The 18683-nt window shown below is 46.1% G+C and carries 18 protein-coding genes; 5 read left to right on the forward strand and 13 right to left on the reverse strand.

Going from position 1 to position 18683, the window contains the following annotated elements:
• Positions 1–106 precede the first annotated feature (106 nt).
• Both phoB and phoR read left to right on the forward strand, forming a co-directional pair.
• The gene (gene phoB, locus ACMXYT_RS16665; protein WP_415899572.1) at positions 107–802 is read left to right on the forward strand and encodes a phosphate regulon transcriptional regulator PhoB; all 696 of its coding nucleotides are present in this window, start codon (positions 107–109) and stop codon (positions 800–802) included.
• Between the two features lie 20 nt (positions 803–822).
• On the forward strand, positions 823–2142 hold the full coding sequence (phoR, locus tag ACMXYT_RS16670; protein WP_415899573.1) for a phosphate regulon sensor histidine kinase PhoR: 1320 nt from the start codon (positions 823–825) through the stop codon (positions 2140–2142).
• A gap of 56 nt (positions 2143–2198) precedes the next feature.
• Here phoR and cysZ read toward each other — a convergent pair whose 3' ends face one another.
• Entirely contained in the window at positions 2199–2972 is a 774-nt protein-coding gene (gene cysZ, locus ACMXYT_RS16675) for a sulfate transporter CysZ (RefSeq protein ID WP_415899574.1), read from the reverse strand.
• Between the two features lie 9 nt (positions 2973–2981).
• On the reverse strand, positions 2982–3206 hold the full coding sequence (locus tag ACMXYT_RS16680; protein ID WP_415882917.1) for a hypothetical protein: 225 nt from the start codon (positions 3204–3206) through the stop codon (positions 2982–2984).
• 208 nt (positions 3207–3414) lie between these two features.
• Here ACMXYT_RS16680 and ACMXYT_RS16685 point away from each other — a divergent pair, with 208 nt between their 5' ends.
• Complete coding sequence (locus ACMXYT_RS16685) at positions 3415–4353, forward strand: NADP-dependent oxidoreductase (RefSeq protein WP_415911705.1); 939 nt, start codon at positions 3415–3417, stop codon at positions 4351–4353.
• 40 nt (positions 4354–4393) lie between these two features.
• Here the strand turns inward: ACMXYT_RS16685 and ACMXYT_RS16690 are convergent, their stop codons facing one another.
• From ACMXYT_RS16690 to ACMXYT_RS16740, 11 genes are all read right to left on the reverse strand, one after another.
• Entirely contained in the window at positions 4394–4897 is a 504-nt protein-coding gene (locus ACMXYT_RS16690; protein WP_415911706.1) for a hypothetical protein, read from the reverse strand.
• A 40-nt stretch (positions 4898–4937) separates the two neighbouring features.
• Complete coding sequence (locus ACMXYT_RS16695; protein ID WP_415911707.1) at positions 4938–5708, reverse strand: hypothetical protein; 771 nt, start codon at positions 5706–5708, stop codon at positions 4938–4940.
• Between the two features lie 13 nt (positions 5709–5721).
• Positions 5722–10440, reverse strand: coding sequence for a response regulator (locus ACMXYT_RS16700; RefSeq protein ID WP_415911708.1), 4719 nt, complete (start codon positions 10438–10440; stop codon positions 5722–5724).
• 21 nt (positions 10441–10461) lie between these two features.
• Complete coding sequence (locus tag ACMXYT_RS16705) at positions 10462–12579, reverse strand: methyl-accepting chemotaxis protein (protein WP_415899580.1); 2118 nt, start codon at positions 12577–12579, stop codon at positions 10462–10464.
• A gap of 20 nt (positions 12580–12599) precedes the next feature.
• The gene (locus tag ACMXYT_RS16710) at positions 12600–13079 is read right to left on the reverse strand and encodes a chemotaxis protein CheW (protein ID WP_415899581.1); all 480 of its coding nucleotides are present in this window, start codon (positions 13077–13079) and stop codon (positions 12600–12602) included.
• A 10-nt stretch (positions 13080–13089) separates the two neighbouring features.
• A complete protein-coding gene (locus ACMXYT_RS16715) occupies positions 13090–13449 on the reverse strand; it encodes a response regulator (RefSeq protein ID WP_415882925.1) in 360 nt (119 codons plus the stop codon).
• 17 nt (positions 13450–13466) lie between these two features.
• Positions 13467–14273, reverse strand: coding sequence for a response regulator (locus ACMXYT_RS16720; protein ID WP_415899582.1), 807 nt, complete (start codon positions 14271–14273; stop codon positions 13467–13469).
• Positions 14274–14703: 430 nt separating this feature from the next.
• On the reverse strand, positions 14704–15132 hold the full coding sequence (locus ACMXYT_RS16725; RefSeq protein WP_415899583.1) for a hypothetical protein: 429 nt from the start codon (positions 15130–15132) through the stop codon (positions 14704–14706).
• Positions 15132–15401: a hypothetical protein gene (locus tag ACMXYT_RS16730; RefSeq protein WP_415899584.1), complete on the reverse strand. Its 270-nt coding sequence runs from the start codon at positions 15399–15401 to the stop codon at positions 15132–15134. Before ACMXYT_RS16730 ends, ACMXYT_RS16725 begins: the two co-directional genes overlap by 1 nt.
• Positions 15402–15404: 3 nt before the next feature.
• On the reverse strand, positions 15405–16001 hold the full coding sequence (locus ACMXYT_RS16735; protein WP_415899585.1) for a YjaG family protein: 597 nt from the start codon (positions 15999–16001) through the stop codon (positions 15405–15407).
• Between the two features lie 70 nt (positions 16002–16071).
• On the reverse strand, positions 16072–17154 hold the full coding sequence (locus tag ACMXYT_RS16740; RefSeq protein ID WP_415882930.1) for a TRAP transporter substrate-binding protein: 1083 nt from the start codon (positions 17152–17154) through the stop codon (positions 16072–16074).
• Between the two features lie 144 nt (positions 17155–17298).
• On the opposite strand from ACMXYT_RS16740, the gene ACMXYT_RS16745 reads away from it, so the two are divergent.
• Entirely contained in the window at positions 17299–18192 is an 894-nt protein-coding gene (locus ACMXYT_RS16745; protein ID WP_415882931.1) for an SIS domain-containing protein, read from the forward strand.
• A 285-nt stretch (positions 18193–18477) separates the two neighbouring features.
• Positions 18478–18675 (forward strand): PA3496 family putative envelope integrity protein, encoded by a 198-nt coding sequence (locus ACMXYT_RS16750; protein WP_415882932.1) that lies wholly within the window; start codon positions 18478–18480, stop codon positions 18673–18675.
• The last annotated feature ends 8 nt before the right edge of the window (positions 18676–18683 follow it).

Consider the following 18683-nt stretch of genomic DNA (forward strand, 5'->3'; position numbering starts at 1 on the left):
ACTTTTTAACTGTTTATGGTGAATTGTTACCGTTTGTCATATTTGTGTAACACTATTGTCTTCTAATATTGGCGTCGATAAATTGAGTTGAAAAGGGCAATTACGCATGTCTCTATCCAAACGCGTCCTGATTGTTGATGATGAGGCGCCAATTCGCGAAATGATCGCTGTTGCGCTAGAAATGGCTGGCTACGACTGCTTCGAAGCAAGCAATGCCACAGAAGCACACGGCCTGATCGTGGATGACAAGCCAGATATGGTTTTGTTGGACTGGATGATGCCAGGCATGAGCGGAATCGAATTTGCGCGCCGTCTGCGCAAAGATGAAACCACTGCCGATATCCCAATTATTATGCTCACGGCTAAAGCCGATGAAGATAATAAAATTAAAGGTCTAGAAACCGGTGTAGACGATTACATCACTAAGCCCTTTTCACCACGCGAACTTGTAGCCCGTCTCAAGACTGTACTGCGCCGTACAACGCCTAAAGGTATTGAAGAGCCAGTCACAGTGGACGGTCTAACCCTAGATCCTATTTCGCACCGCGTAACCTCTGATCAGTCACCAATCGAACTGGGCCCGACTGAATTTCGCCTACTGCAATTCTTTATGACACACCAAGATCGTGCCTACTCTCGTGGCCAACTACTGGACATGGTTTGGGGTGGTAACGTCTACGTTGAAGAACGTACTGTTGATGTTCATATCCGTCGTTTACGAAAAGCACTTGGCGAGCGTCATGACTATCTGGTACAAACTGTCAGAGGAACGGGTTACCGCTTCTCTGCCGATGTAGCCTGATTAGTTAGCAAGGAAAAGCCATGCACAAAAACCGCCACTCGATGTTTACCAGCTTATTGCTGGTGAGTGGATGCTCCTTTGCTTTGGGGCTATTAATTGGTTACCCAAGTTGGGCATTAGCATTAAGCCTATTTGTATGGGCCATCTTTCAGGCACGCCAATTCAATCGTTTGATGCAGTGGTTCCAATCCGAAGTGGAAGAGGAACCACCAGAGTGCACAGGCCATTGGGGTGAGCTTTTTGATGAGCTTTCACGCCTGCAGCGTGGTCGTCAAAAGCGCGAAGATCGCTTAAAAAGCATTATCTCGCGCTTTCAGGACTCTACTTCCGCCCTCTCCGATGCCATTATCATCATCGATAGACACCACAACTTAGAGTGGTGGAATGAGTCTGCTAACCATCTATTAGGGCTTAATCAGGAATCGGACCGCGGTATGCCGGTCATGAACCTTCTGCGTGATCCGCGTTTTGTTCGCTATTACAAACGCGGTCAATACAACGACTCGATTACTCTACCGTCACCGGCACACAGTGATATTCAGATTCAATTCCATATTACACGCTTTGGTGATGAAGACCGTCTGTTAGTCGCACGTGATGTCTCTCGTCTGATGCGTTTGGAACAAACACGACAAGACTTCGTTGCTAACGCTTCTCACGAGCTGCGTACACCGCTTACGGTGATCAGGGGGTACTTGGAGACCTTCTTGGACCAAGCTCTTCCAAAACCGTTGCTGCGCGGTCTGAGTTCTATGCAAAACCAAGCGCGCCGAATGGAAAACTTGGTTTCAGACCTATTGCTGCTTTCTCGCTTAGAAGCCAGTAATCAAGCATCGGACGAACACCCGATCCAGATCCGCAGTGTCCTGACTCATATTGTCGAAGATGCGGAGCAACTGGCGAAAACACTAGATAAAGATCATAAGATCACGCTCGATATCGACAACGCTTTTGACCTTAACGGCCAAGAGATTGAGCTACACAGTGCCTTTTCCAATCTAGTATTTAACGCCGTGCGTTACACCCCGGCGAACGGCAAGATTGAAGTTCGTTGGTGGACCGACGAACAAGGCGGCCACTTCTCGGTGACAGACACAGGTCCGGGTATTGAGGCGATGCACTTGCCACGTCTAACCGAGCGTTTCTATCGTGTGGATGAGAGTCGTTCTTCTGCCAGTGGCGGCACCGGCCTTGGCTTAGCCATTGTGAAGCACGTGCTGGCGCGTCACGGTGGCCAGCTAACGATTAAGAGTAAGCTAGGGAAAGGCAGCACCTTTGCCTGCCATTTCCCAACAGAGATGATCGCACCGTCTCATGTGGAAGATGAACACTCCGCTTAAACTTATTTTGAAGAGATAAAACAAAACGGCCTGCTCAAAGCAGGCCGTTTTTTTATTTACGATTCCAGACGTTTTTGGTCCAGATCGATCTCACTTGTTGAGTGGGCCTCGACCCAGTAGATGGTTGCACCAACTACCGCAGCAGGCATAAGGATCAAGTTCAATAATGGCACCAACATGCCAAGTTGAATCAAGCCACCAAAACCGATTGACGTTAGGCGATCAGATTTCAACATCAGCTTCATATTCTTGAAGCTAACTTTGTTGTTATCCATCGGATAGTCGCAGTACTGAATCGCCATCATCCAAGCGCCGAACAAGATCCACAAGAAAGGCGAGATCAGGTTAATCACCGGAATAAACGACAACACCAACAGAAACAAAACACGCGGCAGGTAATAGGCAAGCTTAGAAAGCTCGCGGCCAATCGCTCTTGGGATCAGCGCTATCACCTCTTTCCAACCATCGTCAGTGACGACATCACCGCGTAGACGCTTCTCCACCTTCTCAGATAGGAAGCCATTAAACGGCGCAGCAATGATATTGGCGACTATAGAGAAGCCGTAATAAACAAAGACAATTACTAACAAGGCCATCACTGGCCATAAAACGTAGTGCAGGAACTGCAACCACTCCCAATCAGGTAGAAACGTTGTAATTAAGCTATCGACCCAAGCGCCAAAGTTACTAAACAATAACCAAATCGCGGTTACAAACAGCACAATATTGGTTAGTAGTGGGACAAGTACAAAGGGACGAATCTCCGGGTCTGGCAACATCTGCAAGCCCCGTAAAACATAGCTTCCACCTCTTACTGGATTTCCTTTCATAATTACCTTTTAGTAAGTTAAAAATACAATTAATTTAATCGCAACAGCACCTATCATCATCATAAGACCGACGCGGTTTACGTTAAATTCCCGCTTTGTCATATCCATGGTAGGTTTCCAAAATTCCACCAGCGACTTAAAGTCTTTGGTGCGTCCAGCGTACATCGCTAGAGAAACCAAAAATACTAGCAAACCACCCCAAAATAAAAATTGCTCTAATATTGCCAGATACATCACATTCGCCTTTACTTATTGCCAGTAGAAAGTAACCCGTTTTATGCTTACGGCTCATTGATCAGATGACCTTTGAACCGAAAAAGGTTCCCTAGCGTACCAAAAAACAATGTAGTCGGCTGCACTGCCTTGGTTGAGCAACTTATTTTTCCACCAGACCATAGCGCAGATTAACGACGCTAGTATTACGCAGCTGCTGGAGTAGTAAATGAAAGCGATACAAATTTCACAGTTTGGTTCCAACGACGTCTTAAAATATACCGAACTGGATAAACCTGAACTGAATTCAGGTGAAGTCCTCGTCAAAAACAAAGCCACAGGCGTAAACCCGATCGATTGGAAAACCTGTTCGGGTGGTGGCGCAGCACCATTTATTGGCGAGCTACCTTTTGTTCCAGGTTGGGAGTTTGCAGGCACGATTGAAGCCGTTGCCGATGATGTCACTGAATTTAGTGTCGGTGATGAAGTATTCGGTTTAATCCGCTTCCCTGAAGCGGCTGGCTGCTTTGCTGAGTATATTGCAGCTCCAGCAGATCAGATTAGCCTTCGTCCTGAAGGCCTTCCAGTTGAAGCGGCTGCAGGCCTAGGCTTAGCAGGTCTAACCGCATGGCAGGCATTGTTTGATAAAGGCCACCTACAGGCATCCCAGCAAGTGGTGATTCTGGCAGGTGCTGGCGGTGTCGGTCACTTAGCGATTCAACTAGCGAAATGGATGGGCGCGCGCGTTGCAACGACTGCATCGGCTAAAAACCATGAGTTCTTGAAATCACTCGGCGCGGACCTAGTGATCGATTACCACAACGACAAAATCACCGATCATATCGATAATGTCGATCTGGTTATTGACGGTATGGGCGGCGAGATCGGTATCGAAGCGCTTAACTGCGTGAAGCCTGGCGGTACGCTAGTGACCCTACCCTCAGTGACCAAAGATGAGGTTATCGCGGCCGGCAAAGCGATGAAGGTGAAAGTGGAGCCTATCCGTGTAGAAGCGAATAGCGAACAGCTAGATCGCTTAGCAGGCCTTTATGCCGACCGTAAGCTGCAGCTACAACTAGCAGATACTTATCCGATTGAAAACGTCGGCGATGCTTTTGATGCCAGCAGATCTGGCAGAACTCAGGGTAAGCTAGTTCTTACTATCTGAAGACACCTGACAGTGGTGCAATAGGTTTCACTATTGCACCCTATGAAGGTTTTATCCCAAGCTTATCAGCTAATGCAAACTGAAGATGCGAGTTAACGCCTTGCTTATCGCTTAAATTACTATTGGCAAGGGCAAGGCCTGAGAAGTTTATTTCCTCCACATGATGGGGTTTGAAACCAAATTTCACATCAACAAAAAAGCGATCACTTTCAATATTACAGAACGGGATGAAGCTAACATGAGGCTCAGTTTCACTAAATACATTTGTAACCAAAGCAATGATCAATTTATCTAACACGCCCTTATTAGCGCACCTTGTAATAGTGCTTGGGGTCATTCTTAGATTGTCACGATATGGGTGGCGGGAACTTGATTTAAGCTCAATAAAATAATCCACATTATCAACTGTAATTATTAAATCACATCCATATTCAGCTATTTTATGCTTATCCCATTCTTCTATTTCTTTGTTAGAAAACTCTTCACTAAGAAATTGCTTTAGGATTTCCATACCTTTTCGCTCTATTTCTTTGTTCCCTTTCATTCCACAACCTCTTAATCAATAACCCCTAATACCTCAACCCTTAAAAGCTCAAGCCTTGATAAACATACATCGCAGTGACTTTATCCATACTGGTGGTAATCTTTTCTGCAGATCTCACCACTAAGGCCAAACGACCTTTATCAGACGCGGAATCTGATAGTCCCTTAAAGCGCTTGAAGTCCCGTTGGATTTTGCTCAATTCGGCTTTGATCTGATCGTTATTAAGTGGGTCGCCTTCTAGCTCCGATCGGTTCTGTTCAAACAGCTGTAGAGAGCTGATAAAGGCTTCGCTGTACTCATCTTGGAAACCCCAAGCACGAAGCGCATAGTGGCTAGTTACACGTTGCGCCAACATACGGACAAAACCCGCTGTGCTGATTACTTTACCGAAGCGACTGTCGTTATTTTCAACGATCTCCATTGTGACCGCGCTCCACTGTTGCAGCAGCAGTTCAGTTGCTTGTCGTACTTCGGTTGCCTTCTCACGTGTTGGCTTTGCAAGGTAGAGCGGCTTAACCACTTCCCATTGATCAACTGCACGCTTTAAAGCTTGTTTCTCTGCATCCGTTTTGGCGTAATCCAAAATCAGTTTTTGAGTTTCTTCATAATCGTCGATCGATTCAGCTAACTCTTGCTCTGCCTTGCGGCCACGCACGGACAAACCAATAAGCATATAGTCCTTCAGCATCTGCTGAGTCAGCATACTCTGGTGAGAAGCTGTATTTATGGCATGCTCAATCGAGGTTATCTCAGCAGCACTGTGACCGCTGAGAAAGAGAAAACTCATCAAAACATAACGAATTAAACGCATCAGATACTCCTTTTTAGATGCAAGCTTCAGCTAATAAGCTCTCCACCTGATCTAACAAATGGTTTTCTGACCATGGTTTGGTCAGATACACATCGACTCCTGCATCCGTTGCCTCTAATCTATGTTTATCAGTCGATCGTGAGGTGATCATTATCACTGGGATATGAGCCGTTTCTTCACGGTTTTTCAAGATGGTCGATAATTCAACGCCTCCCATTCGAGGCATCTCCATATCGGTTAGAATCAAATCAGGCTGGCGCTTACGCACCTGATTCAACGCATCCAAACCGTCTATCGCCGTCATCACTTCATAACCTGTGTCTTTCAACAGAGTCTCAAGGGATTTCCGCGCACTCAAAGAATCATCCACTACCAGAAGACGTGGAAGTTCTATATCTATTTCATTGTCTAGTAGCACAGGCTGATCAGACAAGGTGGTACGTTGATGGCGAATACGGGCCGGTAAGTCGACGATTGGCGCCGCTTCACCGTTGGCAAGAATAGTTAGGCCCGGAATACCTGGCAGATCAGGTACATATTCGCCCATCTGTTTAAAGGCCAGTTCTCGGTGAGCGATGATCTCTTTCACCAAAACAGCCACTCGCTCACCTTGGGCCATATTAACGATCAGTACAGGGTGTACTGCACCTGGCTCAAGATAGAGATGCTTGCGTTGATGCAGAAGATTTTCCAGCATAAACACTGGGTAACTCTCACCCTCGTGGATAAAGCACAGCTCTTCTTCTGTCTCTTGGAACTTACCATCCAACGAGATTAAGCTTTGCTCAACACCATGCCCTGCCAATGCAAATACCTGCTTACCGCAGCGAACCAATAAGGTTTTAACCATCAATGAGCTGGCCGGCATCGCCAAGGTAAAGGAGGTACCTTCGCCTGCAGAGGATTGAATATCTAAAGTACCCTGTAGACGCAGGATCTGCTGATACACTACATCCATACCAATGCCACGACCCGACAACTGGCTGATCTGATCGCGGGTGGAGAAACCTGGAATCAGGATAAGTCGGTGAACATCATCCGCGCTCAGTGGTAGATCTGGCTCGATCAATTTCTTCTCGTGGGCCACTGCTAATACGCGCTGGGTATTTATGCCATCACCGTCATCTGTACAACTTACGTCGATCTGACCGTCATGAAGACTGAAGCCGAGGGTAATCGTACCCTGCTCTCGCTTCCCTCGTTGACGCCTTAAACCTGTACTTTCTAAACCATGATCGACCGCATTTCGAATGATATGCATCAGCGGGTCAGCTAGCTGGTTCAAGATATTGCTATCCACCAGCGTATCTTCACCCTGAATAATTAAACGCGCTTCTTTACCGGTAGAACGGCACACCTGACGCAAGATACGTTGTAAACGTGAAGAGATCGTACTGACTTCGACTTGTCGTGTACTTAAGACATTGTCGAGGGTCTCTTTCTGCAAGCTGGATTGTGCGATATGCAGTGTACTCAAGCTATGGATATGCCCTTCCATCTCCTGAGTAACCTCACGCACGTCGGCTACAGCCTCTTGCACACGTGAGATTGTCGTGTGCATTTCGTTATAGCGGTCCATTTCGAGTGGATCGAAGTCATCCGCGTTTTCATCCAGATGAGGCTGTAAATTCATCTGTTCGCTGAACTGTTGTTCCAATTCAAAGAGAACACGCTGCAAGTTACGGTGGCGCTCACGGTTCGTTCGAGTAAAGCCGCGTAGCTGAGTCACCTCTTCATCAAGCTGGGCGTTCAACGTGCTTGATTCACCCGCCAAACGGAACAGTGTATCCAATACGGTACGCGGTACTCGGAAGACCTGATTCTCTTCTCGAGCGGAGTCTGCTGTAGGAGCCTCTGCTTCACTCGCTTGTGTGTTTTCAGTCAGATCAGCAGAATCACCAGCACTTGCAACCGCCGGCTCTACAGCGGTACGTTCTTGTTCTTTATCAAGGGCGTCCACACCTTCTGTTTTTAAGCGGTAATCCCAATCCATCATCAACTGCAGCGTCGAAAGCGCATTATCAGGCGCACTTCCGCCTGCGGTGATGGCCTCTGCCATTGCTGCTAGACAATCAGACGCCTCAAACAGATCATCCTTCAAACTACCTGTAGGTAGCTGATCCTGATCCGCTAAGAATTCCAGCACATCCTCTAAACGGTGAGCCAAGTTAGCCAAACCCTTGATACCCGCCATATTGGCGAGGCCTTTCAAGGTATGCACCGCACGTTGGGCACTACGCAATGCTGGTTTGTGCTCCTGATCCAATAGCTGCTGGATACTGTCTAAGTATTCATCCGACAGCGTGGGCAGTTCGTTGTGCAGCATATCCGATAACTGAGGATCAATTTCCCCGGATTCATGCAACTCAACGTCTTCCGGTTTTGCTTCATCACGTACCAGATCTTCGCTGGTCTGTAGCGAAGCTAACGCGAATAGATCGGTAATGTATTTAGTTTCGTCAGCCGTAGGCCTGCACGGTAGAGATTCATGGCTGAAGGCAGTTAACAGTGCTTGTTGATGTTCTGCAGCTCCGAGATCAGAGAAGTAATCCAGTAAGCAGTTAAGGGCGTTATAAACTGCGTTAATTTTGTTTTCTAGTAGCGGAATCTGATGTTGCTGTAGATAGCTTAAGTTCGCAATTAAACCTTCAACCAGAACTTTGGCGCCGTTGAGGTTAATAGTCTTGAGCGCACGAATAACGGTCTCTAGGCCATCGATGCTCTCTTCTAGCGTTGATGGCTCTATCTCCGTCTGTAGCCACTGATCGGATAGCTGCTGGACTGATTGCGACAGCATTGTGACTACCGCAGGATCCACTTGAGCATTCCCCTGCTCCAACACGGTCTGGTCAATCTCGCAGAAAGTCGGTGGCTCAGGCAGAATCGCAATGCTTGGTTCATCGTCAGAAACCAGCGCGTCAACGGTGTCAGCTTGCTCATCAGATGGGTCGTTTGCGTTAATATCTGAGCGTAACCGCTCTAAATCTTGCGCCAGTAATGGTTTTAAGAACTCAGTATCTTCAGCCAATACAGGCTCTGACCAGCTCGACTCAACCATCAAACTCAATACAGGTTCAATCTGTTGATCTTCAGCTGACCGTAATAGATTTCCTATCGCTTGATGTAGCTGCTCTGCTATCGCCTGCTCTGATAATTCGGGAACTTGCAGTAATAGCTCACCGTACAGCGCCAGCATGTCGGTAATACCGGTCCAATCGGCCTCAGAGTAATCATCGATTAACTCGTAGTATTGATCAGAATGCAGCTCTTCAAAGCGATCAAGGTCTTCACCCATCTGCTGTAGTAAGGGCAGTAATTCGGGTAATTGATGAGCAATATTGCTTTGCGGAGCTGTCTTCGGAAGCGCTGATAGATCAGCGCCGATAGGCTGCTCAAGTAATTCGCTTTGTACGTCTTGATCCGAAGACGAACTTAGCTTCTGACAATCGCCCATTAACAGATCGCGAAGGAAGCTACCGTCCTCTTCAGGCACCGGCTCAACCCATGCTGAATCGCTCATAAGAGCCAGTAGTGAATCGATATTCTGCTCACACGGCTGCTCTAACAGGCGAATAATAGCGCTATTGAGCTTGGTCGCGATGTGAGTGCCATCGAGCTCTTCGAGTTGCTGTAATAATTCGCCATACAGGGCCAACATATCAGCGATACCGGTCCAATCCTCTTCGGAATAACGATCGATTAAATCGTAGAACCGATCAGTATATTCGGATTCAAATAGGGTGATATCCGCCGCCATTTGGCGAAGCAATGACACAAGTTCTGGCAGACATTGCTCAGTAGATATCACAGATTCTATTTGATTATTCGCTGCTTCATATTCTGCTGCAGCGTCTTCTATATCAGCAGAGATAGCTTGTGCTGTATCACCCGCTAAGGTTTTACAATCGCTCTGTAACAGTTCGATCAGGAAGCTAGCATCTTCATCGGCAACGGGTTCTACCCAATCAGGAGCTTTCATCAATTCGAGTGCTGGCTCGATCTGCTGAGGATCTAGGCTCTGTAGAAGGTTTATCAGCGCAGTACTTAACTGCGAAGCGATCTGGGTATCTTCCAACTCAACCAATTGCTGAAGTAGCTCACCATAAAGCGCCAGCATGTCAGCCAGACCGGTTAAATCATCTTCGGAGCAATGATCAATCAGATCATAGAGGTGGTCAGATTGTTCTTCAGCAAAATCGGGTAGTGCAGCAGCTATAGTCCCTAGCAGCTCAACCGACTCAACCGCGATCGGATGGCTAGGTGACTCTGAATCGGTCTCAGATGCATTCAACTCATCAACTTCTGCAGTCACCTCAACCTGTTCAACATCATTTACCTGTAATTGTGGTTGCAGTTGGCGACTATCATCTTGTAAAAGTTCGAGTAGGAATTCAGCGTCTTCTGCAGCCACAGCCTCTGGCCAATCGTCACGTTGCAATAAAGTCACTAAGCCTTGCGCGACTTCCTCTGGCGATTTAGAAAACAAGCCCTGCAGTTCTTCCGACATCTCTGTCATCACCGTTTCGGCTTGTTTTAGGTCAGTCTCATCCAAAGACTCTAACAGTTCAGCATACAACGCTAGAAAGTCAGATAGCCCGGTAAGGTTATGCTCACTGAACTGGTCGACATACTCATACAGCTCGACCACCAGTTCCGTTAGAGGCAGCTCCATTTTCAGGCAAAGCTTCTGCTTCGCTGTCAGCCACTCGATGGCTAGTTTAGGATCAAACATTGATCTCTATCCCACCTATTCTCAGGATGAAGCGAGTTTAAATACACTAACTGACTTCTGAAGCTCGTCGGCCGCGTCTACCAGCTCATCGGATAGCTGAGCCTGCTGTTTCATTTCGGCGTTGGTCGCTTGAGTGGTTTCGTTAATGCTATTTGCACGGGTACGTAGCTCTTCCGCTACTTTCGCCTGTTTAACCGAACTGTGGGCAATACGTACTACGGAATCTACCAGCGTTTGAGTTGTTGCACGGGTTTCATCCATACGCTCACCCGCTTCTTCCGCTAGGCGCGTACCCTCGACTACGTCGGTGATTACGTTGTTGATTACGTTAATCGTATCCGATGTCTCAAGCTGGATGTTGTTTACCAGAGATTCGATCTCGGAGGTCGCTTCACGGGAGTTCTCCGCCAGACGTTGTACCTCGTCTACTACCACCATCAAACCACGACCCGCCTCACCGGCTGAAGCTGCGTGCATACTCGCGTTAAGGGATAGTACGTGGGTACGTTCCGAGATGTTGTTGATCAGGTTGACGATACCACCGATCTCTTGAGAACGTTCGCCCAATCGTTTGATACGTTTTTCCGCCTCGTGGATGGTCTGGCGGATTTTATTAATACTGTCGATGGTCTGAGATACCGAGTCCATCGCCGTTTCAGAGGTTTTGATCGCTTTCTGAGATGCGTTGTTCGATAGTACCGCCAGTTTAGAGATCAATTCCATTGCACGGATTGCGGAGTCCAAACCGTTCAATGTTTCACTGATCTCCTCTTTCTCTCGTTCCGCATAGCTCAATACCGTTTCAGACTGAGATTTCACCTGAACCGATGCATCATTTACACGGGTGGATACGCTGTTTACTTCCTGCAATACCGACTCAATCGACTCTACCAACTGGTTGATAGAGTCAGATACCGCACCCGTTACATCTTCCGCTACAGGTACACGTACCGTTAGGTCTCGCTGGGAGATCTGGAATACGTTCTGGATCAAGGTAATGATCGAACTGTTCAGACGTTGGTTCTCTTGTTCCTTAACTTGAAGGGCATTCTCTTTCTCATCAAGCATGTTATCCAATACGCTCGATAGCTGACCCAATTCGTCTTGTGTGTCCAAGCCGCTTCGTGCTTCTACATCGCCTTCACGTACTTTATCTACCGCATTCTGGATAGTTTTCAGTGGATCGATTACACCGTATTTGATGATGGATAGGGAGATGGCCATCGCCACGATCATCAAACCGATAGAGATCAGGAAGTAAGTCGCCATCTCGGTAGTATCATCGGCAATCAGCAAGTCGTTTTGTACTTTGTAGCTTGCAGCTAGCTCGGTTACTTCATCGATCTTTGGAGACAGTTTGTCGATGATCTCTTGCAGGCTGGCAAACTGAGTTTGTTTACGTTCGATAGCTTCAGCTAGCTCTGCTACCAATAACTCAATCTGCTCGATATTACCGGAAGCGGACGCTCGGCTATCGGATAAAGATTTAACTTTACTGGAATCTAGGTGAGCCGTTTGGATCTGTCTTTTGATGGTGTATAAGTCTGTTTGAATAATCTCCAGATCAACGTCTCGACCATCAGTCGCTATATATTCATCAATATCTGTTTGTACAACCGATAATTGGTCACGAACCCAGTTACGGTTGATCCATAGAACAAGCGGTTCTGTTTGTGAAATCAGAGTACGGATCTCAGCAGACAGACCTTCATCCTTGCTTACACCAATCTGGATGGCTGTTTCTGACGCATCGTAAAAAACATCTTGGTACTGATCCATAATGGTCTGGAACTGTTCTACCAGTTCCTTATCTTTATCGGTACGCAGATAAGCTTTAAGACTCAGGATATCTCTATCTAGCTTCGCCATTACATCGTTATAGATGGATAGGCGATCCATCTCCTTCGATACCTGGAAACTCTTCTCTTGGAAACGGGCCTCGGCCACACTTTCCTGAATATCACTTACCAATAACAAGAAACTATTTAGATTTTGAGAACGTTGCTTTGCTTCCTCTTGCAAGACAATCGTCTGGTAGTAGGACGCACTCATAAAGAACAAACCGACACAGAGCAATCCTAATACGATCGCAAACTTAATCGGTATCCTAATGTTCTTAAACTCCCAAAAAGACTGCATAGTTCGCTCACTCCGTACTTTTAAAACTGTTTCTTCAAGGCTAGGAACAATCGGTGGTGATCAATTTCAACCCAGTGTTGATCTTGATGCTCATATACCTGTCCCGCTGCCTGACGGATAACATCAGGCAGATCCCCACATGCTTGCTCCAGTAAAACTGGGTCCGTGATACTTTGAGGTGGTTGGGTCAATAAGACACCAACTGTCTTCGGATGATCATCGATCAGCAATACCCAAGCTTGCGGGGCTGTGTTGCCATCTAAGATTTGTAGGTACCTATTTAGATCGTAAACAGGCACCGTTTCGCCACGGTGATTCATAAATCCGGCGAACCAGTCAGGTGTAGATGGGATCGAACAAATTGAGGGAGCTTTCGCTACCTCAGCCCGGGTTAGTTCCGAGATAAGTAGCTGGTAACTACCGATCTCAAAACCATGCCGGATCTGGTGAATGCTAGGCTGATCATCCGCTTTTATATTTGTTGTTAGCTGAGCATCCATCGCGTACTTCTCAAGTTAACGCAGAAATTTGCGCCATTAGTTCTGCATCAGTAAAAGGTTTGGAAACCATAGCTGTCGCACCTTGTAGCTGCGCCCAGACTTTATCCGCCTCTTCGTTTTTACTAGATACAATCACTACTGGAATATGTTTTGTTGCTTCGTCAGACGTGATCTGACGACAGGCTGAGTAACCATCCATTTCTGGCATGACGATATCCATAAAAATCAAATCTGGATTTTCCGTCTTTGCCTTTTCAAGACCCTGCTTGCCATCGTTGGCAGCGACTACTTCAACACCGCAAGAAGCCAATACTGTACAAATATGCTTCTGCTGAACTAGGTCATCTTCAACAACCAATACTTTTTTCACTGGATAGCTCCATTTACTTATGCTTTCTGAAATTCATCAACCCAATTGGATACTCGGCCGATCACCTTCTGAAACTCTTCATGCACGATTGGCTTGGTCAGATAAGTGGAACAGCCCGACATAATTCCTTTCACCTCATCCATAGGTGAAGTCTTAGAGGTCAGCATTATGATTGGGGTTTTCTTTAGTTCTGGACGTTTACGCATCTCTGTACAGGCTTCAAACCCGTCCATTCCAGGCATAACCACATCCAGAAAAATAAAGTCATAACTATGATCTGTTACATTCGCGAGTGCTTCTTCGCCAGAACCAGCAAAGTGCACGTTAACTGGTAGCGGTAACTGCTGTAACTCGGCATTTAATGCCTGCTGCATCACATCGTTATCATCCACTACCAATACTTGATAACTGGTTCGACCACTTTCAACTGCGGCACTGTCCGTAGGCTCAGGTGCAGTATATTTACTGAAAGTATCTTCTTTTGACTCCGGTTTAGAGGACTCTAAATCCATCTCTTCGTTTTCTCGCGTCATCTTATCTAAGGCACGTAAAACTCGAGAAGAAACCAGAGGGTAACCAAGATGAGCATGTTCCTCACTTTCAGGCTTACCACGGCCGACCAAAATGATCCGAGCATGATAACTTTGAGGAATATCCGCTAATTCAGGGTATAGAGAGAGGTCAAATCCAAATACGAGCAACAGGTCAGGAAGCTCAGAAATATCAGGAGTTACCAACGTATAACGGGTCTGTTTAGACAGCTTGAAAATCTTTTCCAGCTTAACCCGCTGATCGTTAGGAAAACCTATTGAACCTATCAGCATATCAGCCCCATACCCTTACAGATGAAGTGGGATATGCTACATGTCGAGGGGGAATAGGATGATCATTATCACCCAAATTATTAAAACTGCCCTGAGCTATCCCAGACGAACGCGGGATAATACACGGCGCTTGTTTCATTAATGCTGCAGCCTCACAACTCACTCGCTGTGAACCACCATTGCGGTAACACATGACTTCCATAAGCTAGCACTAGCAACCCTCAGCATAAAAAATGCGGTTGCCAGTCTCCATCTCTACTCTTGAATTTATTATTTTTATTAGTGACGTCTAAAAGAACGTCTATCTATATACACTACAGATTTTATTAGACGAATAAAACCTCTGTGCGCTATCAGTGTGCGAGGCTTATGTTAGAACTATTTAAATTAAGATAGCAACTAAAAAAAACGGACCTTTTGGTCCGTTTCATTACTTTTCGCTGCAAAATAACTGCTGTTGTCGCATGAGAAGGCGACAACCTTCGCCTCTGACATCCCGACTCCAGCAGGCGTGACGCGCCCATGACTTATCATCTTCGGTACGCTCTTCGCGGAATTCAGGTACATCCTTACAGAAGTTTTCACTCGGCGATGCATTTTTTAGACAAGCTTTTAAGAATTTGCCGTGTTTAATCGTACAACTAAACCCTGAGCATTGATTAAAGCTACTCAACGCTTCTTCTAAACAGGTTTGTTGGTCGGCCTTTTGACCTAACACCAGCCCTCTTTGCTGAAATTCGTTATTCTGATCAGCAAGCTCCTGATTCCAACCCGGCAACCACTTATCTTGCGTTAGCCAAGCCAAGAAAATACCCACTACGAGCAGTAAAAGAATTCCCCAAATAATCTTTTTAACCATCAGGCTTCCTTACGTGGACGCCAAAGCAGTCCTTTCATACACATAAATACACCCACAACCGATAGCAACATGCCGCCATTCACTAGCAATGGGTGCCTCACCAATAAAGGTTTGAAAGGGTGTTCCTGCTCAAGATCACATTCAGCCAGATCATAGTTATATGACCCACCCAGATCTAAACACGCATCAACTGCACTTTGATCGACATAGAAAAGAACCATCAAAGCAACGGATGGCAAAATCAGAAGTATTAAACCAATTCGAAGCATGAACTATTCGCTATCACTAATGCCAAGGTTACTGTAACCGTCGTTATGCGCTAGTTCACGTAGCTCTTGCAACGCCTCACGACGTGGTAAGTCATCTTGAATGATCTCTAGGATATCCGCTTGGAAATCATCTTCTTGTACCATTAGGTCGTGTGTATTGATGAATCTAACCAGCTCATCATCAGAGATCTGATCATCCGCGTTTAGTTCAATAAACGTCGCCACCGACTCACGAGACATATTAGCAACAGTCAGAACTTCGCTGGCATCTGCAGCGATTACGGTGTTAAGTGTAGAGAATAGTGCAACAACCGCATCCAAAGCAGGAGACGCGCCGTACATGTCGAACTCATCCAGATCAGGCATATTTTCTTCCACCTTATCCAGCTGAACTTCGAAGTTCATTTTTGCACCGGTATTATTCAGGTGATCCCAAACCGCATCCAAAATTTGACGCATTTTGCTGACATCACCAAACTCCATCAAACGTGCAAACAGAGCAAAATTAGGGAACATGCGTTCTGAGACTGCAGCGCAGTAGGCCGCTAACTGCCAATCTTTAAGATCGTAGAACTCTTTGTCAAAGCGCTGATCAGACATCTAATTCACCTGAACTATTGGAAAGTGTTTATTGTACCGGTTTTACGGCTAATTGCAGTGAAATCTGTAGCTATTCTCGCGCGAGCATATAAGCCCGCTCCGAGACATCGTGCCAAGCCATCGCTTGTTGTCTAAAGTTCTCGAATGATTCGTAGATTTTGACCGCTCTGGGATCTTTTTCTAACTCTAGCTGAATTACTTCATGAGACGCTAAACGAAGTTGCTCCAACACCTTATCAGGAAACTGACGTAACTCGACTTTATGCACTTTTAACAACATTTCTAAGGCACGATGATTTTTCGCTGTTAGCTCCGCTAACATCTCTTGATTAGCCACTTTCATGGCATTAGTCACGATCAATTGCAGATCTTTCGGCAACTGGTTCATCGCTTGTTTATTGACAATGCATTCAATGGTTGTACCAGGCTCATGCCAACCGGGGTAGTAGTAATATTTAGCAACTTTATAAAGGCCCAGCGCGACATCGTTGTATGGAGCAGCCCACTCAGCAGCCTCAATCTCCCCCTGTTCAAGCGCTCGAAAGATTTCATCTCCCGATAACAATACCGGCTCCGCACCTAGGCGTTTCACCACCTCCCCGCCTAAGCCGGGAATACGCATTTTTAGACCTTTAAAATCCTCAATGCTGTTAATTTCGCGGTTAAACCAGCCACCCATTTGCACGCCGGTATTACCACACGCAGCTGGAATCAAATCATATTCTGCGTAGAGTTCCTGCCAAAGTTCGAGGCCACGCCCTTGATACAACCAAGCATTCATCTCTTGCGCAGTCATGCCAAAAGGTACCGCCGCAAAAAACTGCGCAGCCCTGACTTTATCTTGCCAATAAAATGCAGCGCCATGCCCCATTTCAGCTTTGCCTTGAGAGACTGTATCAAAGACTTCTGAAGGCGCAACTTTCTCATGGGCACCATAAACAGATATCTGGATACGGCCGCCGCTCATCTCATTGATTAAGTTGGCGAGAAAATTAGCCCCCATGCCAAACCCCGGGAAGTTTTTAGGCCAAGTCGTGACCATACTCCAACGAAATTCAGGAATAAGTGCAGCATTACTAACTTGAGGAGCCGTCGCTAAAGCGGCGGCAATGGGCAGAGAACCTGCTTGCTGAATAAACTTACGACGTTTCACAAATGGAAACCTTATTTATTTTTTAATGAAAATAACATGCGATTTTTCACTCCGCAATTTACGACAAATGGTGATCTGAGCGTCAGAAGGTTGTTATACTTAAAACTGTAGTATTAATTTATAAGTGCTAAGTGAGGTGTAGGGTTGAACTCGTTCAATCTGCTTAAGTCGATTGCGCAAGCGCGTGAAAACTTAAGGAAGTCAGAGCAAAAAGTTGCGGATTATGTTTTAGCTCACGCTAATGAAGTGATCCATATGCGTATTGTTGATCTAGCATCTGAAGCAAATGTCAGCGAACCAACCGTGGTTCGTTTCTGTCGTGCCCTAAGCTACGATGGCTTCCAGGATTTCAAACTCACCTTAGCTCAAGGCTTAGCCAGTAATAATCACTTCGAGCAATTTTCCCTAAACTCAAAAGACACTGTTACTGAGTTTAAAGAAAAGATCTTCGATTCCATGATTGGTAACTTGCTCAATATCAAAGAGCAACTAGATACCACTACGGTTGAACGTGCGATCGCTGCTCTAGCTAAAGCTCGCCGTGTCGAGTTCTATGGCTTTGGTGCATCAGCTCCAGTTTGTACTGACGCCGCGCATAAATTTCACCGTTTGAAAGTATCCAGCACCTCTTATTCGGATCCGCACATGCAAGCTATTTCAGCTGTATCGCTTGATGATCGCGATGTCGTTGTGGCTATCTCTCAGACAGGTCGTACCAAAGATCTTTTACATACAGTCAAGCTGGTAAAAGAAACCGGCACAACCGTTATCTCACTCTGCCCAAGTGATACTCCCCTAGCTGATCTTGCGAGCATTCCAATCCATATCGATCTGGAAGAAGATAAAGATCTAAGCACACTGATGTCATCCCGCGTACTCCATCTGGTTGTTATTGATGTACTCGCAGTCGGTGTAGCGATGAAGCTGGGTCCAGGGCTGGTTGATCACCTAAAAACCATAAAACGTAGCCTCAGATCTTTGCGTCAAAACGACAAACGCCCAAGCGCTCGCCCTGCCGATGAAATGGACGAAGATTAAGCTATTTCTGTCACATTTGTGACATCTTCCCTTCACCCTTTTGCAACATAGGCTTTTTAATATTCCTCTCGGAATTCGCCGAAAACTGTTTGATATTTGTTCAGAGCTATTATAAAACAGAGATAAGGCTGTATTAAAAAGCGTGTTTGATAGAAATCTTTCTATTAAGCAACTTCACCAGAGCCCCTCATCGAGGAGCGAAGGGTTTATGCCTTAACAAGCATAATCAGTTACTGCTTCGCTCGATGGGCCTTCTGACCGTTAAGATAAGATCAGGAGCTTACTATGCTGCATAAAACTGAAGAGCTTAACGAAACCCAGGTTGAAGTATTCGATCTGCTAGTGGGTTTTGAAGAAGAAGAAAAACTTTCCCGCAAAAAACTCGCAACGCGCCGCGCGCTTAGAGCTCGCCGAGCCATCGAACAACGCCAAGAAGAAAAAGAACTCGCCTCTCACATCGACGAATGTTGGTTTGATGAGTAATATAAAAT

This window comes from Neptuniibacter sp. QD37_11 (assembly GCF_047778105.1).
Lineage (GTDB): Bacteria > Pseudomonadota > Gammaproteobacteria > Pseudomonadales > Balneatricaceae > Neptuniibacter.